This window comes from Enterobacter sp. J49, assembly GCF_002148625.1.
Taxonomy (GTDB): Bacteria; Pseudomonadota; Gammaproteobacteria; order Enterobacterales; family Enterobacteriaceae; genus Enterobacter; species Enterobacter ludwigii.
Map to the genome: position 1 here is coordinate 518,660 of NZ_MWPY01000030.1, position 22,763 is coordinate 541,422.

Consider the following 22,763-nt stretch of genomic DNA (forward strand, 5'->3'; position numbering starts at 1 on the left):
TATCTTATTTAAGTTACAAGTTTGTAATGCGGCGTCATTATGCGTCAGATTTATGACAGATTTATGAAAAACAGTACCACTATAAAGGGCAAACTGTTGTTTTATTACAGCGGTTATTTTCTGTTCCCTGACAGTTTATAATCCTGCTTTCTCTTTTTCGCCACGGATCAGCAATGCGCATACTACACACCTCTGACTGGCATCTGGGTCAAAATTTTTACAGCAAAAGCCGGGCGGCTGAACACGAAGCGTTCCTGAACTGGCTGCTGGATACGGCCCGCTCTCATGAGGTGGACGCCATTATTGTGGCGGGTGACATCTTCGATACCGGCTCGCCCCCCAGCTATGCGCGCGAGTTATATAACCGTTTTGTCGTCAATCTGCAGCAAACGGGCTGTCATCTGGTGATTGTTGCCGGCAACCATGATTCCGTCGCAACGTTAAATGAATCCCGCGATATTCTGGCGTTTCTCAATACTACCGTGGTGGCCAGCGCAGGACATGCGCCGCAGATCCTGAAAAAGCGCGACGGGACGCCGGGTGCGGTACTGTGTCCGATCCCATTTTTACGCCCGCGCGATATTGTCCAAAGCCAGGCGGGGCTTTCCGGCGCAGAAAAACAGCAGCATTTGCTGCAGGCCATCACCGACTATTACCACCAGCAGCATGCCCAGGCCTGTGCCCTTCGCGGCGACCAGGCGATTCCGGTGATTGCCACCGGGCACCTCACCACCGTTGGGGCCAGCAAAAGCGACGCGGTGCGTGACATTTATATTGGCACGCTGGATGCTTTCCCGGCACAAAACTTCCCGCCCGCGGAGTATATTGCCCTCGGGCATATCCACCGGGCGCAGGTTATCGGCGGCTGCGAGCACATTCGCTACTGCGGCTCGCCCATCTCGCTGAGTTTTGATGAGACAGGCAAAGCCAAAAGTGTCCATCTGGTGAGCTTTAGCGACGGCAAGCTCAGCGCCGTTGACACGCTGAAAGTGCCCGTCACCCAGCCGCTGGCGGTGCTGAAAGGCGATCTGGACGCCATCACCGCCCAGCTTGAACAGTGGCGCGGCGTGGAACAAAACCCGCCGGTCTGGCTGGATATTGAGATCGCCAGCGCCGACTACCTGCATGATGTACAGCGTAAAATTCAGGTACTCACGGAAGACCTGCCGGTAGAGGTGCTGCTGGTGCGCCGCAGCCGCGAGCAGCGCGAGAAAATTCTGCTCGGCGCTCAGCGCGAAACGCTCAGCGAACTCAGGGTGGAAGAGGTCTTTGAACGCCGGCTCTCCCACGAGGAGATTGACGACGCGAAACGCGCACGGCTGAACGAGCTGTTTACGCACACCCTGCATGCCCTGAACGATGAGGAAGAAAACGCATGAAAATCCTCAGCCTGCGTCTGAAAAATATCAACTCACTGAAGGGTGAGTGGAAAATCGATTTTACCGCGGAGCCGTTTGCCAGCAACGGACTGTTTGCGATTACCGGGGCTACCGGCGCAGGGAAAACGACCCTGCTCGACGCCATTTGTCTGGCGCTGTATCACGAAACGCCGCGTCTGCAGAAAGTCTCCCAGGCACAAAACGATTTGATGACGCGCGACACGGCCGAATGCCTTGCCGAAGTTGAGTTTGAAGTCAAAGGTATTGCCTATCGCGCTTTCTGGAGTCAGAACCGCGCGCGAAATCAGCCCGACGGTAATCTTCAGGCCCCACGCGTCGAGCTGGCACGCTGTGAGGACGGTAAAATTCTGGCCGACAAAGTGTCGGATAAACTGGAACAAACGGCCGCCCTCACCGGGCTGGATTATGGCCGTTTTACCCGCTCAATGCTGCTCTCTCAGGGGCAATTTGCCGCCTTCCTCAATGCCAGACCTTCCGACCGCGCCGAACTGCTGGAAGAACTGACCGGAACCGAGATCTACGGTCAGATTTCCGCCATGGTGTTTGAGAAACACAAAGCCGCACGTAACGCCCTTGAGGTGTATGAGGCACAGGCTGCAGGCGTCGTGTTGTTGAGTGAAGAGCAACAGCAGCAGTTACAGCAAAGTTTGCAGGCACTTACTGACGAAGAAAAAACGCTGCTGGCGCAACAGCAGAATCAACAGAAAGATTTTCAGTGGCTTACGCGCAATGACGAGCTTATACGTGAGCAGCAGCGCGTTGCCACCTTGCAGCAACAGGCGCAACAGGCACTGACCGAGGCTGCGCCCGAGCTGGCAACGCTCCAGCTTGCTCACCCCGCCGCCCAGCTGCGACCACTGTGGGACAGCCAGCAAGAGCAAACCACCCGGCTGGGGCAAACGAAGCAGCGCATTGTTGAAGTAAATGCTCGCTTACAAGCAAAAACCGCGCTGCGCTCGCGTATCCGTAATACGGCCCAGCGTAGCCATGCACAACTGCAGACCGACCTTACGGCGCTGGCACAGTGGCTGGCAGAGCACGAGCGGTATCGTCAGTGGGGCCAGGAGATAGCAGGCTGGCGCGCCCATTTTGCACAGCTGAATCGCGATAAACATCAGATCGCCACGCTTTCCACGCGCATTGCTGAATTACGCCAGAAGCTGACAGAGATGCCGGAAAACGCCCTGACGCTCACGGCTGACGAGGTCAGCGTGGCGATGGAGCAACAGGCTCAGTCACGGACTTTCCGCCAGCGGCTGATGTCGCTTCAGGCCCGTTATCTGCCGCTGCAACAGCGTCTGCGCCAGAACGGTGAAAGCCTGCAGAAAGCCCAGACAGAGCAGGTAAAACTCAATGAAACGCTGACGCTGCGTCGCCAGCAGTACAAAGAGAAAAACCAGCATTATCTGGATCTTGAAACGCTCTGCAGACAGGAAGAGAAGATTAAAAGTCTGGAAGCAGAGCGTGCGCAGCTGCAGGCGGGACAGCCCTGCCCGCTGTGCGGCTCAACCTCGCACCCGGCGGTCACTGCCTATCAGGCGCTGGAGCTGAGTGCCAACCAGCAGCGTCGCGACCAGTTAGCCAAAGAGGTCGCTGCGCTTAAAGAGGAAGGATTGTTAGTTCTCGGCCAGGTGAATGCCCTGACCCGGCAGATCCAGCGTGAGACAGACGATGCTCAGACGCTCTCTCAGGAGGAGCAAGCGCTCACTAAAGAGTGGCAATCCGTTTGCGCGTCCCTAAATATCACTCTGAATATTCAGGAAGATATTGCCCCGTGGATGAACGAACAAGAGCAGTATGAGCGTCAGCTTTACCAGCTGAGCCAGCGTCTGACGCTGCAGCAACAGCTGAATGAACAGGACGCGCAGGCGCGTCAGTATCAACAGCAGCTGACGGCCACGCGCCAGGCGCTGGAAACGACCCTGCTGACGCTGTCACTCAACGTCCCGGAGGAAGGCAAAGAGGCTGCCTGGCTGAACGAACGTGAAGCCGAGTTCGCACAGTGGCAGGAAAAACAGACACAGCATGGCGTCATGCAGGAGCGCATGACGGCTCTGATGCCGCTGCTCGACACCCTGCCCGCCACAAACGACACAGAAACCGAACCGGCCATTCCTGATAACTGGCGCGAAACGCACGACGAATGCGTTTCTCTTCAGAGCCAGCTTGCCACATTGCAACAGCAGGAAAGCCTCGAAAGCGAGCGGCTGCAGCACGCCACGACGCACTTCACCGCCGCACTGACCGCAAGCTGCTTCGCCGATCGGGAGGCCTTTCTGGCTGCACTGCTTGATGAAGAGACTATCCGCCGTCTTGAACACCGTAAGCAGACCCTGGAAAACCAGCTTCAGCAGGCAACCGCGCTGTTCGCACAGGCAAACCAGCAGCTGCAGGCTCATCAGACGCAGCGACCGGAAGGGCTGGAACTCGATGCGCCAACCCTGCAGTTGCAGCTACAGCAACTCGGGCAACAGCTTCGGGAGAACACCACTCATCAGGGTGAGATCCGCCAGCAACTTAAACAGGACAGCCATAACCGTCAGCACCAGTTGGCGCTCATGCAGCATATTGAAGAGGCCGCGCGGCTGGCCGATGACTGGAGCTATCTGAATTCGCTGATAGGTTCCAGCACCGGCGACAAGTTCCGTAAGTTTGCCCAGGGGCTCACGCTGGATAATCTGGTCTGGCTTGCCAACCAGCAGCTAAATCGCCTGCACGGGCGCTATTTGCTGCAGCGCAAGGTCAGCGATGCGCTGGAACTCGAAGTGGTGGATACCTGGCAGGCGGACGCGGTGCGCGATACCCGTACCCTCTCCGGCGGCGAAAGCTTCCTTGTTAGCCTGGCACTGGCGCTGGCGCTTTCCGATCTGGTGAGTCACAAGACACGCATCGATTCGCTGTTCCTGGATGAAGGCTTCGGCACGCTCGACAGCGAAACGCTGGATACCGCCCTGGATGCGCTCGACGCGCTGAACGCCACCGGGAAAACCATTGGCGTGATTAGCCACGTCGAGGCGATGAAAGAGCGGATCCCGGTGCAGATCAAAGTGAAGAAGATTAACGGGCTGGGGTATAGCAAGCTGGATAAGGTGTTTGCGGTGGAGTGAGGGTGCCCTGCGTTAGGGCACCCTCATCCCGCCCCTCTCACGTAGGGAGAGGGAGAATGGCTATAGCGGCCAGAGCCACGCGGCGCCGCGCACGCCGCTGGAGTCCCCGTGCACCGCTTTGCGGATCGGGGTTTCACACTCACCCCCGAAGACCCACTGCTTCACCAGATTCGGCACCGTGGCATATAAACGGTCGACGTTGCTCATCCCGCCGCCGAGCACAATCACGTCAGGGTCAAGGATATTCACCACGTGCGCCAGGGATTTCGCCAGCCGCATTTCATAGCGGCTGAGAGCCAGCTCAGCCACCGGATCGTGTTCCCCGACCCGGCGCATAATTTCGTTCCCCTTGAGTGGCTGGCCACTCAGGCGGTGGTAATCGGTGGCAAAACCGGTGCCGGAGATAAACGTCTCAATACAGCCCTGCTTGCCGCAATAGCACGGCACCTCGGCGCGGTATTTAAGTTCATCGTCATCCATCCACGGCAAGGGGTTATGTCCCCACTCGCCCGCCGTACCGTTGCCGCCAATATGGGCACGCCCGCCCAGGGCCACGCCTGCGCCACAGCCGGTCCCGATAATGACCGCAAAAACGGTCTGGGCCCCTGCGGCGGCACCGTCAATGGCTTCGGAGACGGCCAGACAGTTGGCGTCATTTGCCAGACGCACTTCCCGGTTCAGGCGCTGACTTAAATCTTTATCAAAAGGCTGACCGTTAAGCCAGGTGGAGTTGGCGTTTTTAACCACCCCGGTATAGGGCGAGATTGAGCCCGGGATCCCCATCCCAACGGTGCCGGTCTGCCCTGTCGCCTGCTCAGCCATGTCGACCAGCCGGGCAATCGTCTCGATAGTCTGGTGATAATCATCGCGCGGCGTAGGCAGACGGTGGCGGAACAGTTGCTCCCCCTGCTCGCTCAGTGCGATGACTTCTGTTTTGGTGCCGCCCAAATCAATCCCAATACGCACAAGACACTCCTCATTATTTTGATTATCAACAGAGTAGAAGCCCGCTTCCCGATTAGCAATGCAAGCGATGCGACAATTCGTTATCATGCCCGCTGATTTAACGACAAGGCCGTGGAAATTATCATGCTGTGGTTCAAAAATTTGATGGTTTACCGTCTCAGCCGCGACGTTTCGCTGCGTGCAGAAGAGATGGAAAAACAGTTAGCCGCTTATAGCTTTTCCCCTTGCGGTAGCCAGGATATGGCAAAAACCGGTTGGGTTCCTCCAATGGGTTCACAAAGCGATGCATTGACCCACGCCAGCAGCACGGGTCAAATCATCGTCTGCGCCCGCAAAGAAGAAAAAATTCTGCCCACGCCGGTGGTCAAGCAGGCGCTCGAAGCGAAAATTTTCAAGCTTGAAGCCGAACAGGGTCGCAAGCTGAAAAAAACCGAAAAAGATTCGCTGAAAGACGAAGTTCTTCACTCTCTGCTGCCGCGCGCCTTTAGCCGTTTCAGCCAGACAATGATGTGGATCGATACCGTTAACGGGCTGATCATGGTGGACTGCGCCAGCGCCAAAAAAGCGGAAGATACGCTGGCCCTGCTGCGCAAAAGCATCGGCTCGTTACCGGTCGTTCCGCTGGCGCTGGAAACGCCGATTGAACTGACCCTGACCGAATGGGTGCGCAGCGGTACAGCGGCCCAGGGCTTCCAGATCCTTGATGAAGCTGAGCTCAAAGCCCTGCTCGAAGATGGCGGCGTGATCCGCGCGAAAAAGCAGGATCTGGTGAGCGACGAGATCGCCGTACACATTGAAGCGGGCAAAGTGGTGACCAAACTGGCACTCGACTGGCAGCAGCGTATTCAGTTTGTAATGTGCGATGACGGCTCGGTGAAGCGTCTGAAATTCTGCGATGAGCTGCGCGATCAGAACGAAGATATCGATCGTGAAGATTACGCCCAGCGCTTTGACGCGGACTTTATCCTGATGACCGGAGAGCTGGCAGCGTTAATTCAGAATCTGGTAGAAGGCCTCGGCGGCGAAGCGCAGCGGTAATGCCTGCAGTGACCCTCTCCCGGCAGGGAGAGGGAATAAAACGTTTTATTTCAGGTAGCGGCACAGATAAGAGGTCGGTTCAGCAACCTGCAGATGGAATTCGCTGTGGCCAGGGACGTTGAACGCTTGTCCGGCAGAGTAAACTTTCCATTCTGTTTCCCCCGGCAGTAAGACGTTGAGCGCACCGCTGATCACCGTCATCTCTTCAGCTTCGGCTGTACCAAAGGTGTATTCCCCTTCAGCCATAACGCCGACACTGGCGCGGCCAGTGCTGCTGCTGGTAAAACCAATGGATTTCACTTTACCGGAAAAGTATTCGTTACTTTGAAGCATGAACTGGCCCTTATATTTTTAGATAAAAATTCACTATAGGGGCCATGATCATCACCTGTCACGCAAAATCATGAGATCAACAGCTCTGCGGCCAGCCGGGCCATCAGAACATTGGACAACAGCACCGGGACATCCAGCGCCTTTTGCAGTAAATCACGGTGGTGCTGGTGGAATCCAAGGCAGTCCAGAATCAACACATCGGCCCCTCTCTCCAGCAGTTCCCGTCCTGCCTCAATCAGCGCGGCCTCGCTGTCCCAGAAGGGATTGGCCAGCGCATACAAAGGCATTTTTTCGAGTACGTGCCATTTTGCCGTCTGGTTGTCCATGAGCTCTTCAATGGGAACAATGACCCCCACCTGATGCCCGTCAACAATGGAGGCCACCAGCGGCGGAATGATCCGCATCGGCTCCAGCAAAATCGCATTACGGGCGATGAGTCCCTTAACAGGTGCAGTACTCATCAGTAAAATAACGTCATAGCCTTGATTATCGAGCACTTCTATTACGCTCTGCAGCGAGCGCTCGATTTTCTGACGCGAAACATGCGCCAGTTTACCGTCACTTAATAACGTCGCCAGGGGATCCCCCCCCGCCTCTACAGCGTAGTCTTCCATGACCTCTTCCCGACTCATCTTCCCCAGCAGGCTTAGATGCGTTATCTGTTGTTCAGATACATGCTCGGTTAAGAGCGGTAACACTTCGCTTACAGGGACCACACCAATAGTGAGGATCGCCAACGTCGCCTTCATCTTCATCGCCTTCCATTACCGCTAAATCTTTCACACAGGTACAGGCTCACTACGCTGCACAGTTCGTTTTTTCAACAAAACAGCACCAAGCGTAGCAGGTGATCCCCATCGCGAAATGTAAAGATCGCCTGCCCGTTACGGAGTTACCTGTAATAACTAAATATTAACTCCTGCTTAACATTTGCGATGAGTAAAAAGTGTGATTCAGGCACGGTATTTAGCCCTTTAGGAATTCATTCACGACTTATCAGGATCTTCGTAGCGCCGTTTGGCATCCAGCGCTTCCTGTTCAGTTTCATGTTCACTGATCAGAGAGTCTGGTTTGGGGTGATCGGCACGCAGCTGATACCAGGTGACGGTTTGATCGCCATTACCTTTTTCAACGGTAACGATGCGTGCTTCACGTGGATAGGGAGGTCTGGTTGGCATAGCTCATCCTTTTTTTATGTCTGAGCTATAAGTATAGACGCCGCTTAGCTGGCACAAGCCAAACGCAGGGCGGTAATAATCTGAATTACCACATCCTCGGGTGAAGCGGAAGCATCCACAACGTGGTGTGCCGCTTCGCGGTATAACGCATCGCGTTCGGCCAGCACTTCGCTCACCTCTTCGCTGAGCGGCCGGGAGGTCAGCGCAGGACGTTGTCCCTCTTCCGGAAATGCTTCCAGCCGCCCTACCAGGGCCGAAACGGGTGCGCTGAGGTAGATGACAATCCCTTTTTCGCGCATAAAACGGCGGTTACACTCGGCGAGAACAATGCCGCCACCGGTTGCGATAACAGCAGACGGCGTGGTGACCGCCTTCAGCGCGGCCGTTTCACGAGCGCGAAAGCTCTCCCACCCCTCTTGCTCAACGATTTCCGCGATGCTTTTCCCGGCTTCGGTTTGCAGCCAGTGGTCGGTATCAACAAACTGACGATCGCACGCGCGTGCCAGTTCCAGGCCAACGGTGGTTTTCCCACAGCCGCGGGGGCCAACTAAAAAGATGGGTTGGGTCATAACCAGGTGTTCCCCTTGATGCCGGATGGCCGAAGAGCGTAAAGAAATAATTGCAGAAGATGTTGCGTTTACTTTACTGCAAAGCGGTACGGGATGACAACCCTGCGGAGGCCATACTGTACCACAAAGTGACAATGGTTATCATTACGCAGTGCGACGCTTGACTTCGAGCAGCCACTTATCAAGCTCTGCGGCGAACTGCTGGCGATCGCGTTGGGACAGGCTGTCTGGCCCGCCGGTCTGCACGCCGCTGGCGCGAAGCGTATCCATAAAATCACGCATGGTGAGTCTTTCACGAATGGTCGCCGGCGAATAACGCTCCCCTCTCGGGTTCAGCGCCGCCGCTCCCTTTTCAATCACTTCCGCGGCCAGCGGGATATCCGCCGTGATCACCAGATCCTCGGGGCTACACAGACGCACAATCTCGTTATCCGCCACGTCAAAGCCGGCCGGAACCCGCAACGCGCGAATAAATCGGGAAGGCGGTACGCGAATATTCTGGTTCGCCACCAGCGTAAGCGGCATCTGCACGCGCTCGGCCGCGCGGAATAAAATTTCTTTAATCACATTCGGACACGCGTCCGCATCAACCCAAATCGCCATATTGTCTCCCCATAATGATTCTGCCGACTATTGTCGCCTGCATTTCGTTGTTAAGCTATCAATCAGAGAAAACAACGCATAATGACGGAGAATCGTGATGGATAAGAAAATCGGGTTTATCGGCTGCGGTAACATGGGCAAAGCCATCCTGGGTGGCCTGATCGCCAGCGGACAGGTGCTGCCGGGTCAGATTTGGGTCTACACCCCATCACCGGACAACGTCGCCGCGTTACGCGATCGGTACGGGATCAACGCAGCTGAAAGTGCGCAGGAAGTGGCCCAGGTAGCCGATATTGTCTTTGGCGCCGTCAAGCCGAACATCATGATCAAAGTGCTGAGCGACATCACCACCAGCCTGAACAAAGAGACACTGGTCGTATCGATTGCCGCGGGCGTCACGCTCGATCAGCTGGCGCGCGCGCTGGGTCATGACCGTAAAATCGTACGCGCTATGCCGAATACCCCGTCACTGGTCAACGCCGGCATGACCTCCGTCACGCCTAACGCGCTGGTGACGTCGGAAGACGTGGCGGATGTCCTGAACATCTTCCGCTGCTTCGGTGAAGCGGAAGTCATTGCCGAATCCATGATCCATCCGGTAGTGGGAGTGAGCGGTTCAGCGCCTGCGTATGTCTTTATGTTTTTAGAAGCGATGGCCGACGCCGCTGTGCTTGGCGGTATGCCACGAGCGCAGGCGTATAAATTCGCTGCACAGGCCGTGATGGGCTCTGCCAAAATGGTGCTGGAGACCGGTAAACATCCGGGTGAACTGAAAGATATGGTCTGCTCGCCTGGCGGAACCACTATCGAGGCGGTGCGGGTGCTGGAAGAACGCGGCTTCCGTTCGGCCGTTATTGAAGCGATGACAAAATGCATGGAAAAATCAGAGAAACTGAGTAAATCCTGATTATCTGCTCCGGACGTCAGGCGGCCACCTCGGTGCGGCCGCGTCCGGCATTTTTGGCCTTATACAGCGCCACATCGGCCGCTTTTAACCACTCCCGATAGTGCCCGAACTGCGGTCCCCAGGGCGCGACACCGACGCTAATACGCAGAGATTCCTTGGGCGCACACGGTAACGACAGCGTTTCCAGCCTCTTATGTACGCGTGACATCACGGCGATGGCACTGTCAGCCGCCGTCCGGGACATGATCACCGCAAACTCATCCCCGCCAAAACGGCCTATCGCATCCCCGGAACGCACCGTTAGCTGCAGTTGCCGCGTCAGGGCAATGATCGCTTCATCACCCACATCGTGGCCCCAGGTGTCATTGATATTCTTAAAATGATCGATATCGATAAGCAAAATCGTGGCGGTGCAGTGGTTGCGGCGACAGTGTTCAAATTCATTTCTCAGCAGCACTTCCCAGTGCCGGCGATTAAAGACGCCGGTCATGCCGTCGCGAGTACTCATCAGCTCCAGCCGCCGTTTATGCTCTGCAAGCCTGATGGCAGTACGATGGCTGAGCCAGGCAAAAAGCATCGGATATAACACCAGCACGGGAAGCGTTAAGCCCCATGCCAGAGGCTCCGGGTTAAAGACAGCCACCCGGCCCACGACGGGGAGCGTCACCAGGGAAGACAGAAGGGTTAACATCATGCCGGTAAAAAACAGCCGACAGCCGCCGGACCCCATCATGTTCATTCCCACCATCATCAGCAGCGCTGCCGTAGGTAGCGCATTGATCCCCATCATGCCGATCCAAAGCCCGGCAATAATGGCATCAATCTTCAGATTAAAACGTTCCTGCTGATGAGGAGAAGCAGCACGGCAGGACCACTGCCAGGCGAAATGGGGCCAGACAAATGCCCACCCCACCAGGAACAACCACCAGACGCCGGATACAGAAAAGGTGACCAGCACGCCAGAGAGGGGGAAGAACATCGCTGCCAGTCCGACAACACGCGCCAGCCGGGCTCGCCGGGCAAACGGGATCCCGGAACGGTGGGGGTCATCCTGAGAAAGGGTCATATTCCACTCTTCCCGAATGCGCTTTATATTGTAATAAGATTCATCATTCATCATTTTTGGGAATATTCTGAAATATTTCCCAAATTATAGAGAGGAGGCTTACGGGGAAAGTATGAAATTTCGGGTGAGCCGCCGGGGCCACTCACCCGATAGGACTACACGTTTTTCTTCAGACAGGCACTCATGAACTTGCTGCGATCGTCGCCTTTCAGGGACTGTTCGGTCGCTTTCGCATTACACTCGCGCATTTTTTGCTGCTGCGGCGTCAGGCTTTTCTCACCCGATTTCGCGGCACCGTTTTTGAGGCAACCGCTCATGTAGGTCTTACGGGCATCGCCCTTCAGGCTCTGCGCGGTCGCCTGTTGATTACAGGTGGTCATGCGTTGCTGCTGCGGCGTTAATGTTTTCTCTTCCGCGTTCGCCGATGAGATCAGAAACAGACCCGAGAGCAGAGTAACCAGTAATGTTGTTTTCATTGCACCATCCTTTTGTGAACATTCACTGTAAGTCTGGTTCGTGACAGGAAAAAAACCACCCGGCAGATGTGATTTCCGCCGGGCTTTTATTATTTCAGCCCCAAAGCCGCTTTCATGGTGTAGAACAGATCCGTTTGATCGGTCAGCCCTACCACGTTTGCCGCATGCGGACCGTATGCTGCGATGCGCAGCTGGGTTCCGGTATGCTCCATGGACTCTTCTTCAGAGTTGCCATAGCTCAACACCATCACCGCGCCGTCTTTGGTGTTCAGCGCCTGCGTCAGGCCCGGTGCTTTGGTATCCGCTGGGATGATCTGGCTGGCGTGCGCATGGTCTGCGGTAACAACCACCAGGGTGTTGCCGTCTTTCTTCGCGAACTCAAGTGCCTTCTGCACTGCTTCGTCCAGATCGACCGTCTCGCCAATCTGACCGCACGGGTTAGCCGCATGATCCTGTTTATCGATCGACGCGCCTTCCACCTGCAGGAAGAAGCCCTTTTCACTCTTGCTCAGCAGTGAGATCGCTTTATCGGTCATCGCCGCCAGCGTCGGGATGCTGTCGGTACGTTTTGGGTTTGGCGTACAGGTTACGGCAGGCTTATCAATGTTGCCGTGGTAGGACGCTTTTGGCCCTTCCCAGCGCACCGGCATATTGCCATCAGAGAAAAGACCCAGCAGCGGTTTATCCTGGCTTGCTTCAGTAATCGCCTCCAGAGAAGATGCATCGCTCACCAACTGATAGCCGCGAGCCTGCGCCTGCTCACGCAGCGTTTTGCCCTGCCATTCGCCCGCCGTTGCGGTTTCCGCGAAGGTTTTCGCCCCGCCGCCCAGCGTCACGTCAGGACGTGCGTTCAACAGTTGTTCCGTAATCGAGCCTTTGCCGCTCTTTTCCAGCGCGTTAGTCGGGCATTTTTCGCTGGTCACCGACGGGCCGTAACATTTACGCGAGGTGACATGCGCCACCAGCGCCGCTGGCGTTGCATCCTGAAGTTCAGCCGTAGAGACGTTCCCGGTAGCCAGTCCCGCCGCTTTAGCCATCTCCAGAATGGTCTGGTGATCTTTTTCGTGAATATCCACACCCAGCGCACCATTATAGGTTTTCACACCGGTGGACCACGCCGTGGCAGAGGCAGCAGAATCCGTCACGTAATCGGGTTTACCGGTTTTTTTATCCAGCGCGTAATGGGTATATTGTCCGGTGAGAGGCAGTGCGTCGATACCTTTAAAAAAGCCGCCCGCGCCTTCGGCATAATTTCGTGCTGCCGTTATTTCGGAATCGCCCATCCCGTCGCCAATCAGCAGAATAATGTTTTTAGCAGGTTTCTCATTCAGCGAAGCGCGAATGGCGGCGGTTTGATCTTCAGTCAACCGGCGCGCGCCGCCAGGCTGGGTGATATCCCCTTTGGCCGCACGATTATCCAGCACGCTGGTATTGTGATTGTCGGCATAAATAGCGGGTGACATTAACAGGGGAAGTAATGCGATGAAAAGTGCGCTCTGTTTCAATTTATTTTCTCCATGTACAAATACATAAAAAATAAAACAGAGCGACTATAGGCATCCTGCATGACAATTCTATGACACGCCGTCAGGTTCCGTGATGGTTTAGTTGCGAGGATGCCTTAACAGCTTTTTTACGTACTGGCGGAGCATTTCAGCATCCTCAACCGGCACCTGGGAATCGGGTCTGACGCTTTCCAGCGCGCCTTCAACGTTCTCAATCAACGTCTGTTGTTCGTTTTTCGCCATTTGTCGCAGCAGCGCGGTGACCACAATTTCCAGCGCTTCAACCTGGGCGACCAACTCTTTTGACTCTTCTTCCTTTTGTGCAAGCTTGACCAACAACTCAGCAATGAGATTTTTCATGGTGCTATTTCCTTATCCGTTTTGTCTGAACTTAGCATTCTGAATCCATTATGCAAAGAGAAGAAATTTATTATGTTATGCAAAAGTGATGCGGCAGGAAAAATAGATTCCTCGCGGCTTTCAGCGAAACGTTTTTCTATAAAAAACGCCGCATTTAGTTATATAAAAATGCGGCGACCATAAGAATATATAATACATCTACGAAACGGTTATCGCGCCGACTTCGCCTCCGCCATTTGTCTGCGACGACGCAGTGCAATAGCCAGTTGAATAATATTTATCAGCACCACAATAGCGGTAGCAGCAAATACCCAACGGAAACCGGCCATTGCCGAAACAGCGGCTCCCATAAGCGGACCGGCAACGTTACCTAAATACATAAACGACTGGTTATAGCCAAAAATACGGCCCGTTACCTGGTCACTGGAATATTTCACCAGCAATGTTTGCACCGCGGGTAACATCGCACCATCGGCAAAGCCCAGCAGAAACCGCAGCACGCCAAGCTGAAGCGGAGAAGTGACAAACGACATTGCGAAAAAGAGCACCACCGCAAAAATCAGCGTGGCCATCAGGATACGCGCCGTGCCGATCCTGTCGCCCAGTTTTCCAAGGCGTGGCGCCGAAATGAGGGCTGATACGCCCGGGACGGCAGCAATCATCCCGCTGAGGAAAGCAATATTATTGCTGTCTGGCTCCATCGACTTAATAAACAGCGCCAGAATCGGGCCGACCGAACCGTTGCAAAGCTGGATCACCATGGTGGTCACAAACAGGCTGATCATCAGGCCCGGATAGGGCAGCGAGGCGAAGACGGCCTTGCCGCTCAGGCGTTCAGCTTTGCTGATGATGGGGCGTCCTCCCTCTTTAATGAGGAAGAGCGTGACCAGAAAACTGACCACCAGCAGGATGGCCGTAATGATAAACACCGCGCGCAGCCCCACATGATCGGCGAGGAAGCCCCCTAGCAGCGGGCCGCCAATGACCCCGCTTATCTGAGCAGTAGAGAGCGTACTCAGCGCCCAGCCGCTGCGTTCACGGGGCACCTGCGAGGCCACCAGCGCCATGGCATTCGGAATATACCCGGACGTCAGCCCCATCACCGCTCGCAGGAAAAAGAGCTGCCATACGTTAGTGGCAAAGGCCTGCAGCAGAATGGCTATCGCCATCCCCAGCGATGCGCGCAACAGCATCAGCTTGCGCCCTTTGCGGTCGGCCAGACTCCCCCACATCGGCGAGACGATGGCAGAGACCAGAAACGTGACGCTGAACGTCAGACCTGACCACATGGATAGCGCTTCATGGGAGGTAACGCCCAGCTGCGACACGTACAGCGGCAGGAAGGGCAATATCTGGCTGATGGCCAGCCCGGTAAAGAAGCACCCGAACCAGACCGAGATGAGATTAACTTTCCAGGATTCCATAAAAGAAATAGTCTTCATTTTTAGGCGAATTCGCCGACAGATTAGCAAGTTACGCGTTATGACGTCGCACCAGAGATGCGCACTTGCCGACTTTGGTGTTTTATCTTCCCAGTCATCATATTTGTGAAATAAGTCACAAATCATCCATTTTCTGACGGAATATTATGCTTCAGCGGCAGAGACCAAAACCGCGCATCCCCAGGTGAAAGTGGCTGGCATGGGCAGCGTTATACTCTGGCCCCAGGCTGTTACCGTAATAGCTGCAGCTCGCCGCCAGCATGCCTTTCAGCCATGGCTGCGTTTTTGTCGCCTTCCAGCCGTTTTGTACCGTGACCCTCTCACCGTTTGCCAGCCCAAACGCCGTGATATCCAGCGCCTCTGCCGTAGCATGTTCACTGCGTCGCGCGTCGGGGCGATGGTAAATGTTGCGGCAGGCAAAGCTGCCGAGATGCTCAATACGCGTCAGCTCACTTCCCGTATAGCTTCTGGTGAGTGGCCGGGCCTGCTGGCTGATAAACAAGGCAGAACTGAGCGCCAGCGGGCAGCTCGCAAGGAAACTGCTGTTCAGGCTGACCGGACCGAAGTTACGTACCCGGACGACGTTACGGAGTGGACACTCCCCACCGCTGTCTGCGACCGGTTGTGTGCGGATAAGCGCGCGTTGATTGGCCTGCGATAACAGGCTCGCGCACGCCTGGGGCGTTAAGTTCCGAAGCTTATACTGGGTAATGCGGCCTGGCGGGTCGTCGAGATGTAGCGGCGTGAAAGGGTTGTAGTAAGACGGCAACCAGCGATACCCCACCGTTGCGACAGCCGCAATAATGAAAACGGTCAGCAGAGTTTTTCCTTTCACGCTCCCCCCTTAACATTCCCCAAAACATTATGGCAGAAGGCCGCGAAACCCGCTGGGCATCGTGGTATGTTATTGGTTTTTCGTCAGACTGGAAGAGAGTGAGATGGCAAAGCAGCGCGTAGGTATTGTCTTTGGGGGAAAATCAGCGGAGCACGAGGTTTCATTGCAATCGGCCAAAAATATCGTCGATGCAATCGATAAAAGCCGTTTCGACGTGGTGCTGCTGGGCATAGATAAACAGGGGCAGTGGCATGTCAACGATGCCTGCCAGTATCTGTTAAATGCTGACGATCCGGCGCATATCGCCCTGAATCCTTCTGCAATCAGCGTCGCGACCGTACCCGGCGTGGTGCAAGGGCAACTCATCGACGCCGGTAATGCGCAGTCTCTTGCCCAGATTGACGTGGTCTTCCCTATCGTTCATGGCACCCTTGGCGAAGATGGTTCGCTGCAGGGGATGCTGCGCATGGCCAACCTGCCGTTTGTCGGTTCTGATGTGCTGGGTTCCGCTGCCTGCATGGATAAAGACGTCACCAAGCGCCTGCTGCGTGATGCGGGGCTGAATATTGCGCCGTTTGTCACCCTCACCCGCGCCAACCGTGACCAACACAGCTTCGCTCAGATTTCCGGTCAGCTGGGCCTGCCGCTGTTTGTGAAACCCGCAAACCAGGGGTCTTCCGTCGGGGTCAGCAAGGTGACAAGCGAAGCGCAGTTCACGCAAGCGGTCAGCCTGGCGTTTGAGTTTGACCATAAAGTGGTGGTTGAGCAGGGCATCAAAGGCCGCGAAATTGAGTGCGCCGTGCTGGGCAACGATTTCCCACAGGCAAGCACCTGCGGTGAAGTGGTGTTAAACAGTGATTTTTACTCTTACGACACCAAATACATTGATGATAAAGGCGCCCAGGTTGTTGTGCCTGCGAATATCGATCCGGCAATCAACGATAAGATCCGCGCGATCGCGATTAACGCTTATCAGACGCTCGGCTGCAGCGGCATGGCGCGCGTGGATGTGTTCCTGACGCCTGAAAACGAGGTGGTGATTAATGAAATCAACACCCTGCCGGGCTTCACCAACATCAGCATGTATCCCAAGCTGTGGCAGGCCAGCGGGCTTAGCTACTCAGCACTCATCACCCGCCTGATTGAACTGGCGCTGGAGCGTCATGCTGCGGACAGCGCCCTGAAAAGCTCCGTAAACGGTTAATCGGGAGTCTTCGCCGTTTCCGTCTCATCCGCTGTCGTCTCTTCAGGACGACGGCGGATAATCAGCCCCGCCAGCCAGAAGCTGATAACCCAGGTCACCAGACCCACGGCATACGTTTGCCACCCTTTTGCTTCAAATCCCAACAGCCCCACGACACCGTTAAGAATAAAGATCAGCCCAATAGCAAAGGCGTAGTAATGCCAGTCACGGCGTAGTTTGGAAGTGAGCTTCATGACAACTCCGGCAGGAAAAAAAGATATCCTCTCACAGATTTATGACGAGGTCTGTGGCTGATGCGGAAATTCTGAAACACGCTGTTGTTTCAATTAAGTTAAGAAATTGTGATGCGCTGCAGAATTCGACAATCCAGGAGAATTCCTTAGGGTAAATTAACACGATTCTGATATTGACAAATGCTATGACCTGTCAAACTCACCTTGTAAGACGCATATAAAACAGAGTGATTTATCGGGAGGTCGTGATGGCTGACTTTACATTGTCGAAACCGATTTTTGGCGGTAAACAACCAAAAACCTCCACGGCGGGTAATATCGCTTATGCCCTGTTTGTCTTGTTCTGTTTCTGGGCGGGTTCGCAGCTACTCAATATGCTGGTTCATGCACCAGGAGTCTATGAACACCTGATGCAGGTGCAGGATAACGGACGCCCGCGAGTGGAAATTGGCTTTGGCGTAAGCACCCTGTTTGGCCTGATTCCTTTCCTCGCAGGGTGTATGATTTTAGGCGTTGTGGCATTAGTACTGCGTTTTCGCCGTCGCTTTTAAAGCCCCATACAGCGAGCCCGGCGGTCATCCACGCGTTTTGCGAACCAGGCGGTTGTCAGGTTACGCGTGATCTTCGGGCTTTCCAGCTGAATACCCGGCAGGATTGCCCTCGGTAACGTTTTCCCATTTTTCTGTTCTGCAAGCGTAAAGACTTTCTTGTAGAGATCGGTTTTCTCAAACGCCAGACTATCGCCTTTCTCAAGCTGATGGCGAATGTCGCTGTCACTCATGCCAAGCCTGTTCGATAATTTCCGCACCGCCCGCTCCGTGGTGCCAGCCTCGCTGCTGCCGTAGGCAATAAGATCGCCATCCAGTGCCAGCTTCACGCCGCTCGCGCGGCTGACCGCATTCTGAAACGCCGCGTTACGGCTGGCATACCAGCCTGCGTTAAAGTCCGCAAAGCGGTACAGCGGCTCACTGTAATTCGCCGGATAGTTCAGCAGATGATAAGTACCGAACCACAGGCCGCCACGCAGGGAGAAGACCTCCTGACGCACCGTACCGTCGATTTTCCACGGGTAGCCGTCGGTATGCTTTTCCGCAAAGGCAATGCTGACCTGCATCGGCCCGCCGGTGTGTACCGGGTTAAGTGAACCAAACAGTGTCTGCCCCATCGGCACCATGCTGATGAAATCATCAAAGATGGCGCTGAGCTGTTTCTCGGTTTTTACCGTGTCCAGCCGTTCGCTGTAGCTTTTTCCATTTGGCGAGGTGATTTTAAACGCGGTATGCACGAGAAATACCGGGATATGCATCGATTCCGCACGGCGGTCGATCTCTTTCCAGGCTATTTTGTTCAGACCCGGCACGACCGGGTCTGACTGGTACATTGATTCCTGCTGCGCCACCGCCAGTACCGAGCAGATGTTCTCCTCGGTAGGAGCAATCTTCTGGCTTTCAAAGGTTTTTGCCAGCGCATCCGCCCATGCATTGCGATCTTTCACGCTGGCGGGCATTTTTTGCCGCACAACGCTTGCCACATCAACAGGCTTCTCCCCTTCTTTAAGCGGGGCAGCCCCTTTTTCGGCACACCCTACCAGCACCAGAGCGGCCAGTAAGGACAACGGTAACGCACGCGGTACGGCAAAGGTCATAGCAACTCCCTGTATTAGCTAAATGTATTGGTGACTTCCTGCAGTTCCTGGCCGTCCAGCTCACGCTCAAAGCTGCGTAAACGTTTATAGATGGACATCAGTTCCACCAGCGTGGTCCAGGAGCTGATCAGATACTGGAATGAGCCACGCACCTGACCAAAAACGTTAGTTATCTGGGTCATCAGACCGAGCGTAATCGTACCCGCAACGATGGACGGGAACAGCAGGAACAAACCGAAAACGTTATCGACCTGCAGATACAAAATGCGCGCAATATTGAAATACATATAGTGGAAGTAGAGACGGAAATAGTTGCGACGCACGGCACCAAACAGCTCACGTACGGTTGGTGGTGAGGCACGATTAGCATCATCTTCACCGTAGACCAGCTCTTTACGATAAGCCGCTTCCACGCGTTGATTTTTAAACTCCAGCCCCGGCAGCTTAATCCCGACCACCGCCAGCAGCCCCGTCCCCATCAGAGACCAGACAATCGCCGCAATCACCAGCCCATACGGCAGATGACCGACAACAGGCAGATCCGGCACGTGAGCCGAGAGCGTCACCAGCACCGGCAGGAAGGCAATCAGCGTCATGATGGCGTTGATAAAGCTGACGCCCATGTCTTCAAGGGTGGAGGCAAAACGCATGGTGTCTTCCTGCACACGCTGTGCTGCACCTTCGATATGACGCAGGTGTTGCCAGTGCGCCATGTAATGTTCGTTCATCGCGGTACGCCAGCGGAAAACGTAGTGGCTGACGAAGAAGTTGTTCATCACCCCGATCACCACCGCAATCAACGCGATACCGAGGAAAATGCCCACCTCATGGTAAAACTGGTTAATGGTTACCTTATGCGGCGAACTCAGCGCAGTCTGGATAAGGTCGTAGAACGGGGCATACCAGGCGTTTACTGCCACCCCCACTTCCACCAGGAACCAGGTCACAAAGATAATCAGCGAGGTTCCCAGAATCGACCAGTATTGCCAGCGGTGCGGCGCATAGACAAACCAGAACAGGGCGAACAGGCCAACGCATACCATGTAGTAGGCGTAAAACAGCAAATAGCTAAGCGACCAGAAGCGAGCGGCGCTGATCGGGACGTCACCCGTTGCGCCCGTAATGCGGGCCAGCCACGCCCCGCCGCCAGCCTGCCAGAAAATGACAGCGATCAGTGCCCAAATAAATGCCGACAGGAAAAAAGGCCCCGGCTTTGGGAAAAAAGACTTAAACATAATGCATCCTTCTTGTTGTTATGGCTGTTGCTGTGCTCAACACATCACCACACGAAAATCTCGCCTGAGCCAGACGGCGCAGGCAAAAAGGTCAGACCCGAGGGTTAATTATTAGTTCGCTTTCCAGTTTTCGAGAATTGTTTCGGTGCGTTTCACCGCGAGAGGATTGGCCGGCGCAATAAAGTCACGCCAGACGTCGTTGTAATGGTTCATCAGAATGGGCGCGTCGGCTGCCGGACGATTAGCCGTGGTATGGGCATCTTCCGCCACGGTAATGTGATAGCCACGGCTGACCCCGTTCTTGATGGTCGCGTCGACACAGTAATCGGTGGCACAGCCGCAGATGACAAACTCGCGAATACCTTGCTCGCGCAACACCGCTTCAAGTGCGGTGTTATAAAATGCATCGCAGGCGGTCTTGGTGACGTAAAGCGCGTCAGCGGGCTGATGGAGTTCAGGCAGCAGCGCAAACCCTTCGCTCCCCTCTTCCAGACCGCCTTCACCGGTATGCTGAATAAAAATCACCCGTTCGGCGGCCTGCGTGAGCTGATTGATAAGCGAAACACATTTTTCGCGCTGGTAACGCGGCGTTGCAAACACCCCTTGCTGCATATCGACAACCATAACCACACGCTTCACTGACATATCGTTCTCCGCAAGATTGAGTGACACTGGCCTCTATCATACGGCCGATGTCACAAAATGGGAGACTGGTCGCCAGGAAATTATGCTTATTTACCCATGGTTACGTTTTTCTCGCTATCGTTATGCAATTCGGGGCATTGCACCGTGCGCTTTAGTAGTATAAATACCCATTACTTTTCTCATTCAATTCATGGATGCTTTTCGTTGAAACGTTGTCTGCTCTCTTTTGCCGCGCTGTGTGCGGTGAGCTTCTCCACCGCCCAGGCAGCTCAGCCGCTGACGGCCCCCGTTTTGGCTTCAGATATTGCCGATCGCTACGCGAACCTTATCTATTACGGCAGTGGCGCGACCGGGATGGCGATGGTGGTCATCGATGGCAACCAGCGCGTATTTCGCAGCTTTGGCGAAACGCGACCGGGAAATAACGTTCACCCGCAGCTGGATTCCGTGATCCGCATTGCGTCCTTAACCAAGCTGATGACCAGCGAAATGCTGGTGAAATTACTCGATCAGGGCGTGGTCAAGCTCGACGATCCGCTCAGCAAATATGCGCCGCCAGGCGCACGCGTTCCAACCTATCAGGGCACGCCCATCACGCTGGTAAACCTTGCCACCCATACCAGCGCGCTGCCTCGCGAACAACCCGGCGGCGCGGCGCACCGTGACGTTTTTGTCTGGCCAACGCGCGAACAGCGCTGGAACTACCTGAGCACCGCCACGCTGAAATCGGCCCCGGGTTCACAGGCATCATACTCAAACCTGGCATTTGACCTGCTGGCAGATGCGCTCTCGACGGCAGCAGGCAAACCTTACCCACAGCTCTTTGAAGAGCAGATAACGCGCCCGCTCGGCATGAAGGACACCACCTTTACCCCTTCTCCGGATCAGTGCCGACGCCTGATGGTGGCAGAGAAAGGCGCTAGTCCGTGTAATAACACCCTGGCAGCCATCGGCAGTGGCGGGGTCTATTCAACGCCAGGCGACATGATGCGCTGGATGCAGCAGTTCCTCTCATCAGATTTCTATGCGCGCAGTCACCAGGCCGATCGCATGCAGACCCTGATTTACCAGCGTAGCCAGTTGCACCGCGTGATCGGCATGGACGTACCGGGTAAAGCCGACGCGCTGGGCATGGGCTGGGTCTATATGGCACCCAAAAATGGCCGACCGGGCATTATTCAGAAAACAGGTGGCGGCGGTGGATTCATCACCTATATGGCGATGATCCCGCAGTCCAACGTGGGCGCGTTTGTGGTCGTCACCCGCTCTCCAAATACGCGTTTCGTCAATATGAGCGATGGCATCAATAACCTGGTGGCTGAGCTGAGCGCCAATAAAGCCCAGGTGCTCACCGCCTCCATCCAGCCTTAATATTCCGTGGGCAAACGGTTGATACTGACCAGTTTGCCCCGGCTCATATTGATGTAGTTGCCTTGTCGCAAAGCGGCGAGCACTTCGGCAACGACAGAGCGTGAAATACGGGTGCTTTGCTGTATATGATTCATCACACCAATTTTTGAACGCAGCGTTTCATCCCATTCGGCCATATTCAGCAGCATTGCGCGGATCTGGTGATAGGAGTTATTTCCCACCAGCTGCCTGTCGCGTTTGCCCAGAATGTAATTTATCCAGGATAACCAGCAAAACGCGTCTTTCCAGAGCGAATGCTGTTGAATGAGTTGACGGGTGGTCGCCGCGGGCAAATAAAAACCGGTGCAGGCCGTTTTGGCAGTGACTCTGTATTCCTGACTGTGATTGATCACTACGGCAGACAGGCCAAAAATAAAAGGGGCTGACGCAATGCCAACCAGCAGATCGTCTGAATGACGATAAACTTCAATAACGCCGGTCTGGAATACGTAGGTACAAGGCTCACTCCCCTTGCCCGAGGTAATTAATTGCTGTGGAGCAGATTTAAACGGGGTACTGGCTGCTATCAAACATGCTTCGAGCCGGCTTAATTCAGAAAGTGGTTTCGCATTAACGTTCATGCAGACCTCAAGACATCCGTATTTG

The 22,763-nt window shown here is 55.0% G+C and carries 24 protein-coding genes; 7 read left to right on the forward strand and 17 right to left on the reverse strand.

The window, feature by feature from the left end; genetic code table 11:
- Window positions 1–173: 173 nt before the first annotated feature.
- Together sbcD and sbcC are read left to right on the forward strand one after the other, a co-directional pair.
- Window positions 174–1,379, forward strand: coding sequence for an exonuclease subunit SbcD (gene sbcD, locus BJP35_RS11310; RefSeq protein WP_047744159.1), 1,206 nt, complete (start codon window positions 174–176; stop codon window positions 1,377–1,379).
- On the forward strand, window positions 1,376–4,507 hold the full coding sequence (sbcC, locus tag BJP35_RS11315) for an exonuclease subunit SbcC (RefSeq protein WP_047744162.1): 3,132 nt from the start codon (window positions 1,376–1,378) through the stop codon (window positions 4,505–4,507). The genes sbcD and sbcC overlap by 4 nt, the downstream gene beginning before the upstream one ends.
- 60 nt (window positions 4,508–4,567) lie before the next feature.
- Here the strand turns inward: sbcC and mak are convergent, their stop codons facing one another.
- Window positions 4,568–5,473 (reverse strand): fructokinase, encoded by a 906-nt coding sequence (gene mak, locus BJP35_RS11320; protein ID WP_025204991.1) that lies wholly within the window; start codon window positions 5,471–5,473, stop codon window positions 4,568–4,570.
- A 123-nt stretch (window positions 5,474–5,596) separates the two neighbouring features.
- Here mak and rdgC point away from each other — a divergent pair, with 123 nt between their 5' ends.
- The gene (gene rdgC / locus BJP35_RS11325) at window positions 5,597–6,511 is read left to right on the forward strand and encodes a recombination-associated protein RdgC (RefSeq protein WP_014882739.1); all 915 of its coding nucleotides are present in this window, start codon (window positions 5,597–5,599) and stop codon (window positions 6,509–6,511) included.
- Window positions 6,512–6,556: 45 nt separating this feature from the next.
- On the opposite strand, the gene ppnP is transcribed toward rdgC, so the two are convergent.
- The 5 genes from ppnP to BJP35_RS11350 all read right to left on the reverse strand — a co-directional run bounded on the left by ppnP (window position 6,557) and on the right by BJP35_RS11350 (window position 9,194).
- Entirely contained in the window at window positions 6,557–6,844 is a 288-nt protein-coding gene (ppnP, locus tag BJP35_RS11330; RefSeq protein WP_014168827.1) for a pyrimidine/purine nucleoside phosphorylase, read from the reverse strand.
- Between the two features lie 68 nt (window positions 6,845–6,912).
- Window positions 6,913–7,593, reverse strand: a complete 681-nt coding sequence (locus tag BJP35_RS11335) for an AroM family protein (RefSeq protein WP_086463103.1) — start codon at window positions 7,591–7,593, stop codon at window positions 6,913–6,915.
- 237 nt (window positions 7,594–7,830) lie between these two features.
- Window positions 7,831–8,022, reverse strand: coding sequence for a protein YaiA (yaiA, locus tag BJP35_RS11340; protein WP_013095817.1), 192 nt, complete (start codon window positions 8,020–8,022; stop codon window positions 7,831–7,833).
- Between the two features lie 44 nt (window positions 8,023–8,066).
- Window positions 8,067–8,591 carry a shikimate kinase AroL gene (gene aroL, locus BJP35_RS11345; RefSeq protein WP_020885238.1) on the reverse strand — a complete coding sequence of 175 codons (525 nt, stop codon included), beginning with the start codon at window positions 8,589–8,591 and terminating at the stop codon, window positions 8,067–8,069.
- 144 nt (window positions 8,592–8,735) lie between these two features.
- Window positions 8,736–9,194: a YaiI/YqxD family protein gene (locus tag BJP35_RS11350; protein ID WP_014168823.1), complete on the reverse strand. Its 459-nt coding sequence runs from the start codon at window positions 9,192–9,194 to the stop codon at window positions 8,736–8,738.
- Window positions 9,195–9,291: 97 nt separating this feature from the next.
- Between BJP35_RS11350 and proC the strand changes: the two genes are divergently transcribed.
- Complete coding sequence (gene proC, locus BJP35_RS11355; protein WP_020885239.1) at window positions 9,292–10,101, forward strand: pyrroline-5-carboxylate reductase; 810 nt, start codon at window positions 9,292–9,294, stop codon at window positions 10,099–10,101.
- A 16-nt stretch (window positions 10,102–10,117) separates the two neighbouring features.
- Here proC and adrA read toward each other — a convergent pair whose 3' ends face one another.
- The 6 genes from adrA to BJP35_RS11385 all read right to left on the reverse strand — a co-directional run bounded on the left by adrA (window position 10,118) and on the right by BJP35_RS11385 (window position 15,785).
- Window positions 10,118–11,221, reverse strand: a complete 1,104-nt coding sequence (gene adrA, locus BJP35_RS11360) for a diguanylate cyclase AdrA (protein ID WP_086463104.1) — start codon at window positions 11,219–11,221, stop codon at window positions 10,118–10,120.
- A gap of 101 nt (window positions 11,222–11,322) precedes the next feature.
- Window positions 11,323–11,643 carry a phosphate starvation-inducible protein PsiF gene (gene psiF / locus BJP35_RS11365; RefSeq protein WP_047744168.1) on the reverse strand — a complete coding sequence of 107 codons (321 nt, stop codon included), beginning with the start codon at window positions 11,641–11,643 and terminating at the stop codon, window positions 11,323–11,325.
- Between the two features lie 89 nt (window positions 11,644–11,732).
- Window positions 11,733–13,148, reverse strand: coding sequence for an alkaline phosphatase (phoA, locus tag BJP35_RS11370; RefSeq protein ID WP_047744170.1), 1,416 nt, complete (start codon window positions 13,146–13,148; stop codon window positions 11,733–11,735).
- A 99-nt stretch (window positions 13,149–13,247) separates the two neighbouring features.
- The gene (iraP, locus tag BJP35_RS11375) at window positions 13,248–13,508 is read right to left on the reverse strand and encodes an anti-adapter protein IraP (protein ID WP_014168818.1); all 261 of its coding nucleotides are present in this window, start codon (window positions 13,506–13,508) and stop codon (window positions 13,248–13,250) included.
- Between the two features lie 209 nt (window positions 13,509–13,717).
- Window positions 13,718–14,932, reverse strand: coding sequence for a multidrug efflux MFS transporter (locus BJP35_RS11380; RefSeq protein WP_086463105.1), 1,215 nt, complete (start codon window positions 14,930–14,932; stop codon window positions 13,718–13,720).
- A 169-nt stretch (window positions 14,933–15,101) separates the two neighbouring features.
- Window positions 15,102–15,785 (reverse strand): extensin family protein, encoded by a 684-nt coding sequence (locus BJP35_RS11385; protein ID WP_086463106.1) that lies wholly within the window; start codon window positions 15,783–15,785, stop codon window positions 15,102–15,104.
- 103 nt (window positions 15,786–15,888) lie between these two features.
- Here BJP35_RS11385 and ddlA point away from each other — a divergent pair, with 103 nt between their 5' ends.
- Window positions 15,889–16,989, forward strand: a complete 1,101-nt coding sequence (gene ddlA / locus BJP35_RS11390; RefSeq protein ID WP_086463107.1) for a D-alanine--D-alanine ligase — start codon at window positions 15,889–15,891, stop codon at window positions 16,987–16,989.
- Here ddlA and BJP35_RS11395 read toward each other — a convergent pair.
- The gene (locus BJP35_RS11395; RefSeq protein WP_086463108.1) at window positions 16,986–17,222 is read right to left on the reverse strand and encodes a DUF2754 family protein; all 237 of its coding nucleotides are present in this window, start codon (window positions 17,220–17,222) and stop codon (window positions 16,986–16,988) included. The genes ddlA and BJP35_RS11395 overlap by 4 nt on opposite strands.
- A gap of 248 nt (window positions 17,223–17,470) precedes the next feature.
- On the opposite strand from BJP35_RS11395, the gene BJP35_RS11400 reads away from it, so the two are divergent.
- Window positions 17,471–17,773, forward strand: a complete 303-nt coding sequence (locus tag BJP35_RS11400; protein ID WP_020885246.1) for a DUF2755 family protein — start codon at window positions 17,471–17,473, stop codon at window positions 17,771–17,773.
- Here BJP35_RS11400 and BJP35_RS11405 read toward each other — a convergent pair.
- The 3 genes from BJP35_RS11405 to BJP35_RS11415 all read right to left on the reverse strand — a co-directional run bounded on the left by BJP35_RS11405 (window position 17,770) and on the right by BJP35_RS11415 (window position 20,747).
- Window positions 17,770–18,867 carry a DUF1615 domain-containing protein gene (locus BJP35_RS11405; protein ID WP_073395596.1) on the reverse strand — a complete coding sequence of 366 codons (1,098 nt, stop codon included), beginning with the start codon at window positions 18,865–18,867 and terminating at the stop codon, window positions 17,770–17,772. The genes BJP35_RS11400 and BJP35_RS11405 overlap by 4 nt on opposite strands.
- A 14-nt stretch (window positions 18,868–18,881) precedes the next feature.
- Complete coding sequence (sbmA, locus tag BJP35_RS11410) at window positions 18,882–20,102, reverse strand: peptide antibiotic transporter SbmA (RefSeq protein WP_025205008.1); 1,221 nt, start codon at window positions 20,100–20,102, stop codon at window positions 18,882–18,884.
- Between the two features lie 111 nt (window positions 20,103–20,213).
- Entirely contained in the window at window positions 20,214–20,747 is a 534-nt protein-coding gene (locus tag BJP35_RS11415) for an isochorismatase family protein (RefSeq protein WP_047744176.1), read from the reverse strand.
- Between the two features lie 204 nt (window positions 20,748–20,951).
- On the opposite strand from BJP35_RS11415, the gene ampH reads away from it, so the two are divergent.
- The gene (gene ampH, locus BJP35_RS11420; protein WP_020885249.1) at window positions 20,952–22,118 is read left to right on the forward strand and encodes a D-alanyl-D-alanine-carboxypeptidase/endopeptidase AmpH; all 1,167 of its coding nucleotides are present in this window, start codon (window positions 20,952–20,954) and stop codon (window positions 22,116–22,118) included.
- On the opposite strand, the gene BJP35_RS11425 is transcribed toward ampH, so the two are convergent.
- Complete coding sequence (locus BJP35_RS11425) at window positions 22,115–22,738, reverse strand: helix-turn-helix domain-containing protein (RefSeq protein ID WP_014168808.1); 624 nt, start codon at window positions 22,736–22,738, stop codon at window positions 22,115–22,117. The genes ampH and BJP35_RS11425 overlap by 4 nt on opposite strands.
- Window positions 22,739–22,763 lie beyond the last annotated feature (25 nt).

Excerpts from the sequence above, each read along its gene's own strand:
- proC (WP_020885239.1), top strand. The coding sequence starts at position 9,292 with ATGGATAAGAAAATCGGGTTTATCGGCTGCGGTAACATGGGCAAAGCC.
- ppnP (WP_014168827.1), bottom strand. The coding sequence starts at position 6,844 with ATGCTTCAAAGTAACGAATACTTTTCCGGTAAAGTGAAATCCATTGGT.
- psiF (WP_047744168.1), bottom strand. The coding sequence starts at position 11,643 with ATGAAAACAACATTACTGGTTACTCTGCTCTCGGGTCTGTTTCTGATC.
- BJP35_RS11335 (WP_086463103.1), bottom strand. The coding sequence starts at position 7,593 with ATGAAGGCGACGTTGGCGATCCTCACTATTGGTGTGGTCCCTGTAAGC.
- rdgC (WP_014882739.1), top strand. The coding sequence starts at position 5,597 with ATGCTGTGGTTCAAAAATTTGATGGTTTACCGTCTCAGCCGCGACGTT.
- BJP35_RS11400 (WP_020885246.1), top strand. The coding sequence starts at position 17,471 with ATGGCTGACTTTACATTGTCGAAACCGATTTTTGGCGGTAAACAACCA.
- BJP35_RS11405 (WP_073395596.1), bottom strand. The coding sequence starts at position 18,867 with ATGACCTTTGCCGTACCGCGTGCGTTACCGTTGTCCTTACTGGCCGCT.
- yaiA (WP_013095817.1), bottom strand. The coding sequence starts at position 8,022 with ATGCCAACCAGACCTCCCTATCCACGTGAAGCACGCATCGTTACCGTT.
- ddlA (WP_086463107.1), top strand. The coding sequence starts at position 15,889 with ATGGCAAAGCAGCGCGTAGGTATTGTCTTTGGGGGAAAATCAGCGGAG.
- BJP35_RS11395 (WP_086463108.1), bottom strand. The coding sequence starts at position 17,222 with ATGAAGCTCACTTCCAAACTACGCCGTGACTGGCATTACTACGCCTTT.
- adrA (WP_086463104.1), bottom strand. The coding sequence starts at position 11,221 with ATGATGAATGATGAATCTTATTACAATATAAAGCGCATTCGGGAAGAG.
- sbcC (WP_047744162.1), top strand. The coding sequence starts at position 1,376 with ATGAAAATCCTCAGCCTGCGTCTGAAAAATATCAACTCACTGAAGGGT.
- sbmA (WP_025205008.1), bottom strand. The coding sequence starts at position 20,102 with ATGTTTAAGTCTTTTTTCCCAAAGCCGGGGCCTTTTTTCCTGTCGGCA.
- iraP (WP_014168818.1), bottom strand. The coding sequence starts at position 13,508 with ATGAAAAATCTCATTGCTGAGTTGTTGGTCAAGCTTGCACAAAAGGAA.
- sbcD (WP_047744159.1), top strand. The coding sequence starts at position 174 with ATGCGCATACTACACACCTCTGACTGGCATCTGGGTCAAAATTTTTAC.
- BJP35_RS11380 (WP_086463105.1), bottom strand. The coding sequence starts at position 14,932 with ATGGAATCCTGGAAAGTTAATCTCATCTCGGTCTGGTTCGGGTGCTTC.
- aroL (WP_020885238.1), bottom strand. The coding sequence starts at position 8,591 with ATGACCCAACCCATCTTTTTAGTTGGCCCCCGCGGCTGTGGGAAAACC.
- BJP35_RS11350 (WP_014168823.1), bottom strand. The coding sequence starts at position 9,194 with ATGGCGATTTGGGTTGATGCGGACGCGTGTCCGAATGTGATTAAAGAA.
- BJP35_RS11425 (WP_014168808.1), bottom strand. The coding sequence starts at position 22,738 with ATGAACGTTAATGCGAAACCACTTTCTGAATTAAGCCGGCTCGAAGCA.
- BJP35_RS11415 (WP_047744176.1), bottom strand. The coding sequence starts at position 20,747 with ATGTCAGTGAAGCGTGTGGTTATGGTTGTCGATATGCAGCAAGGGGTG.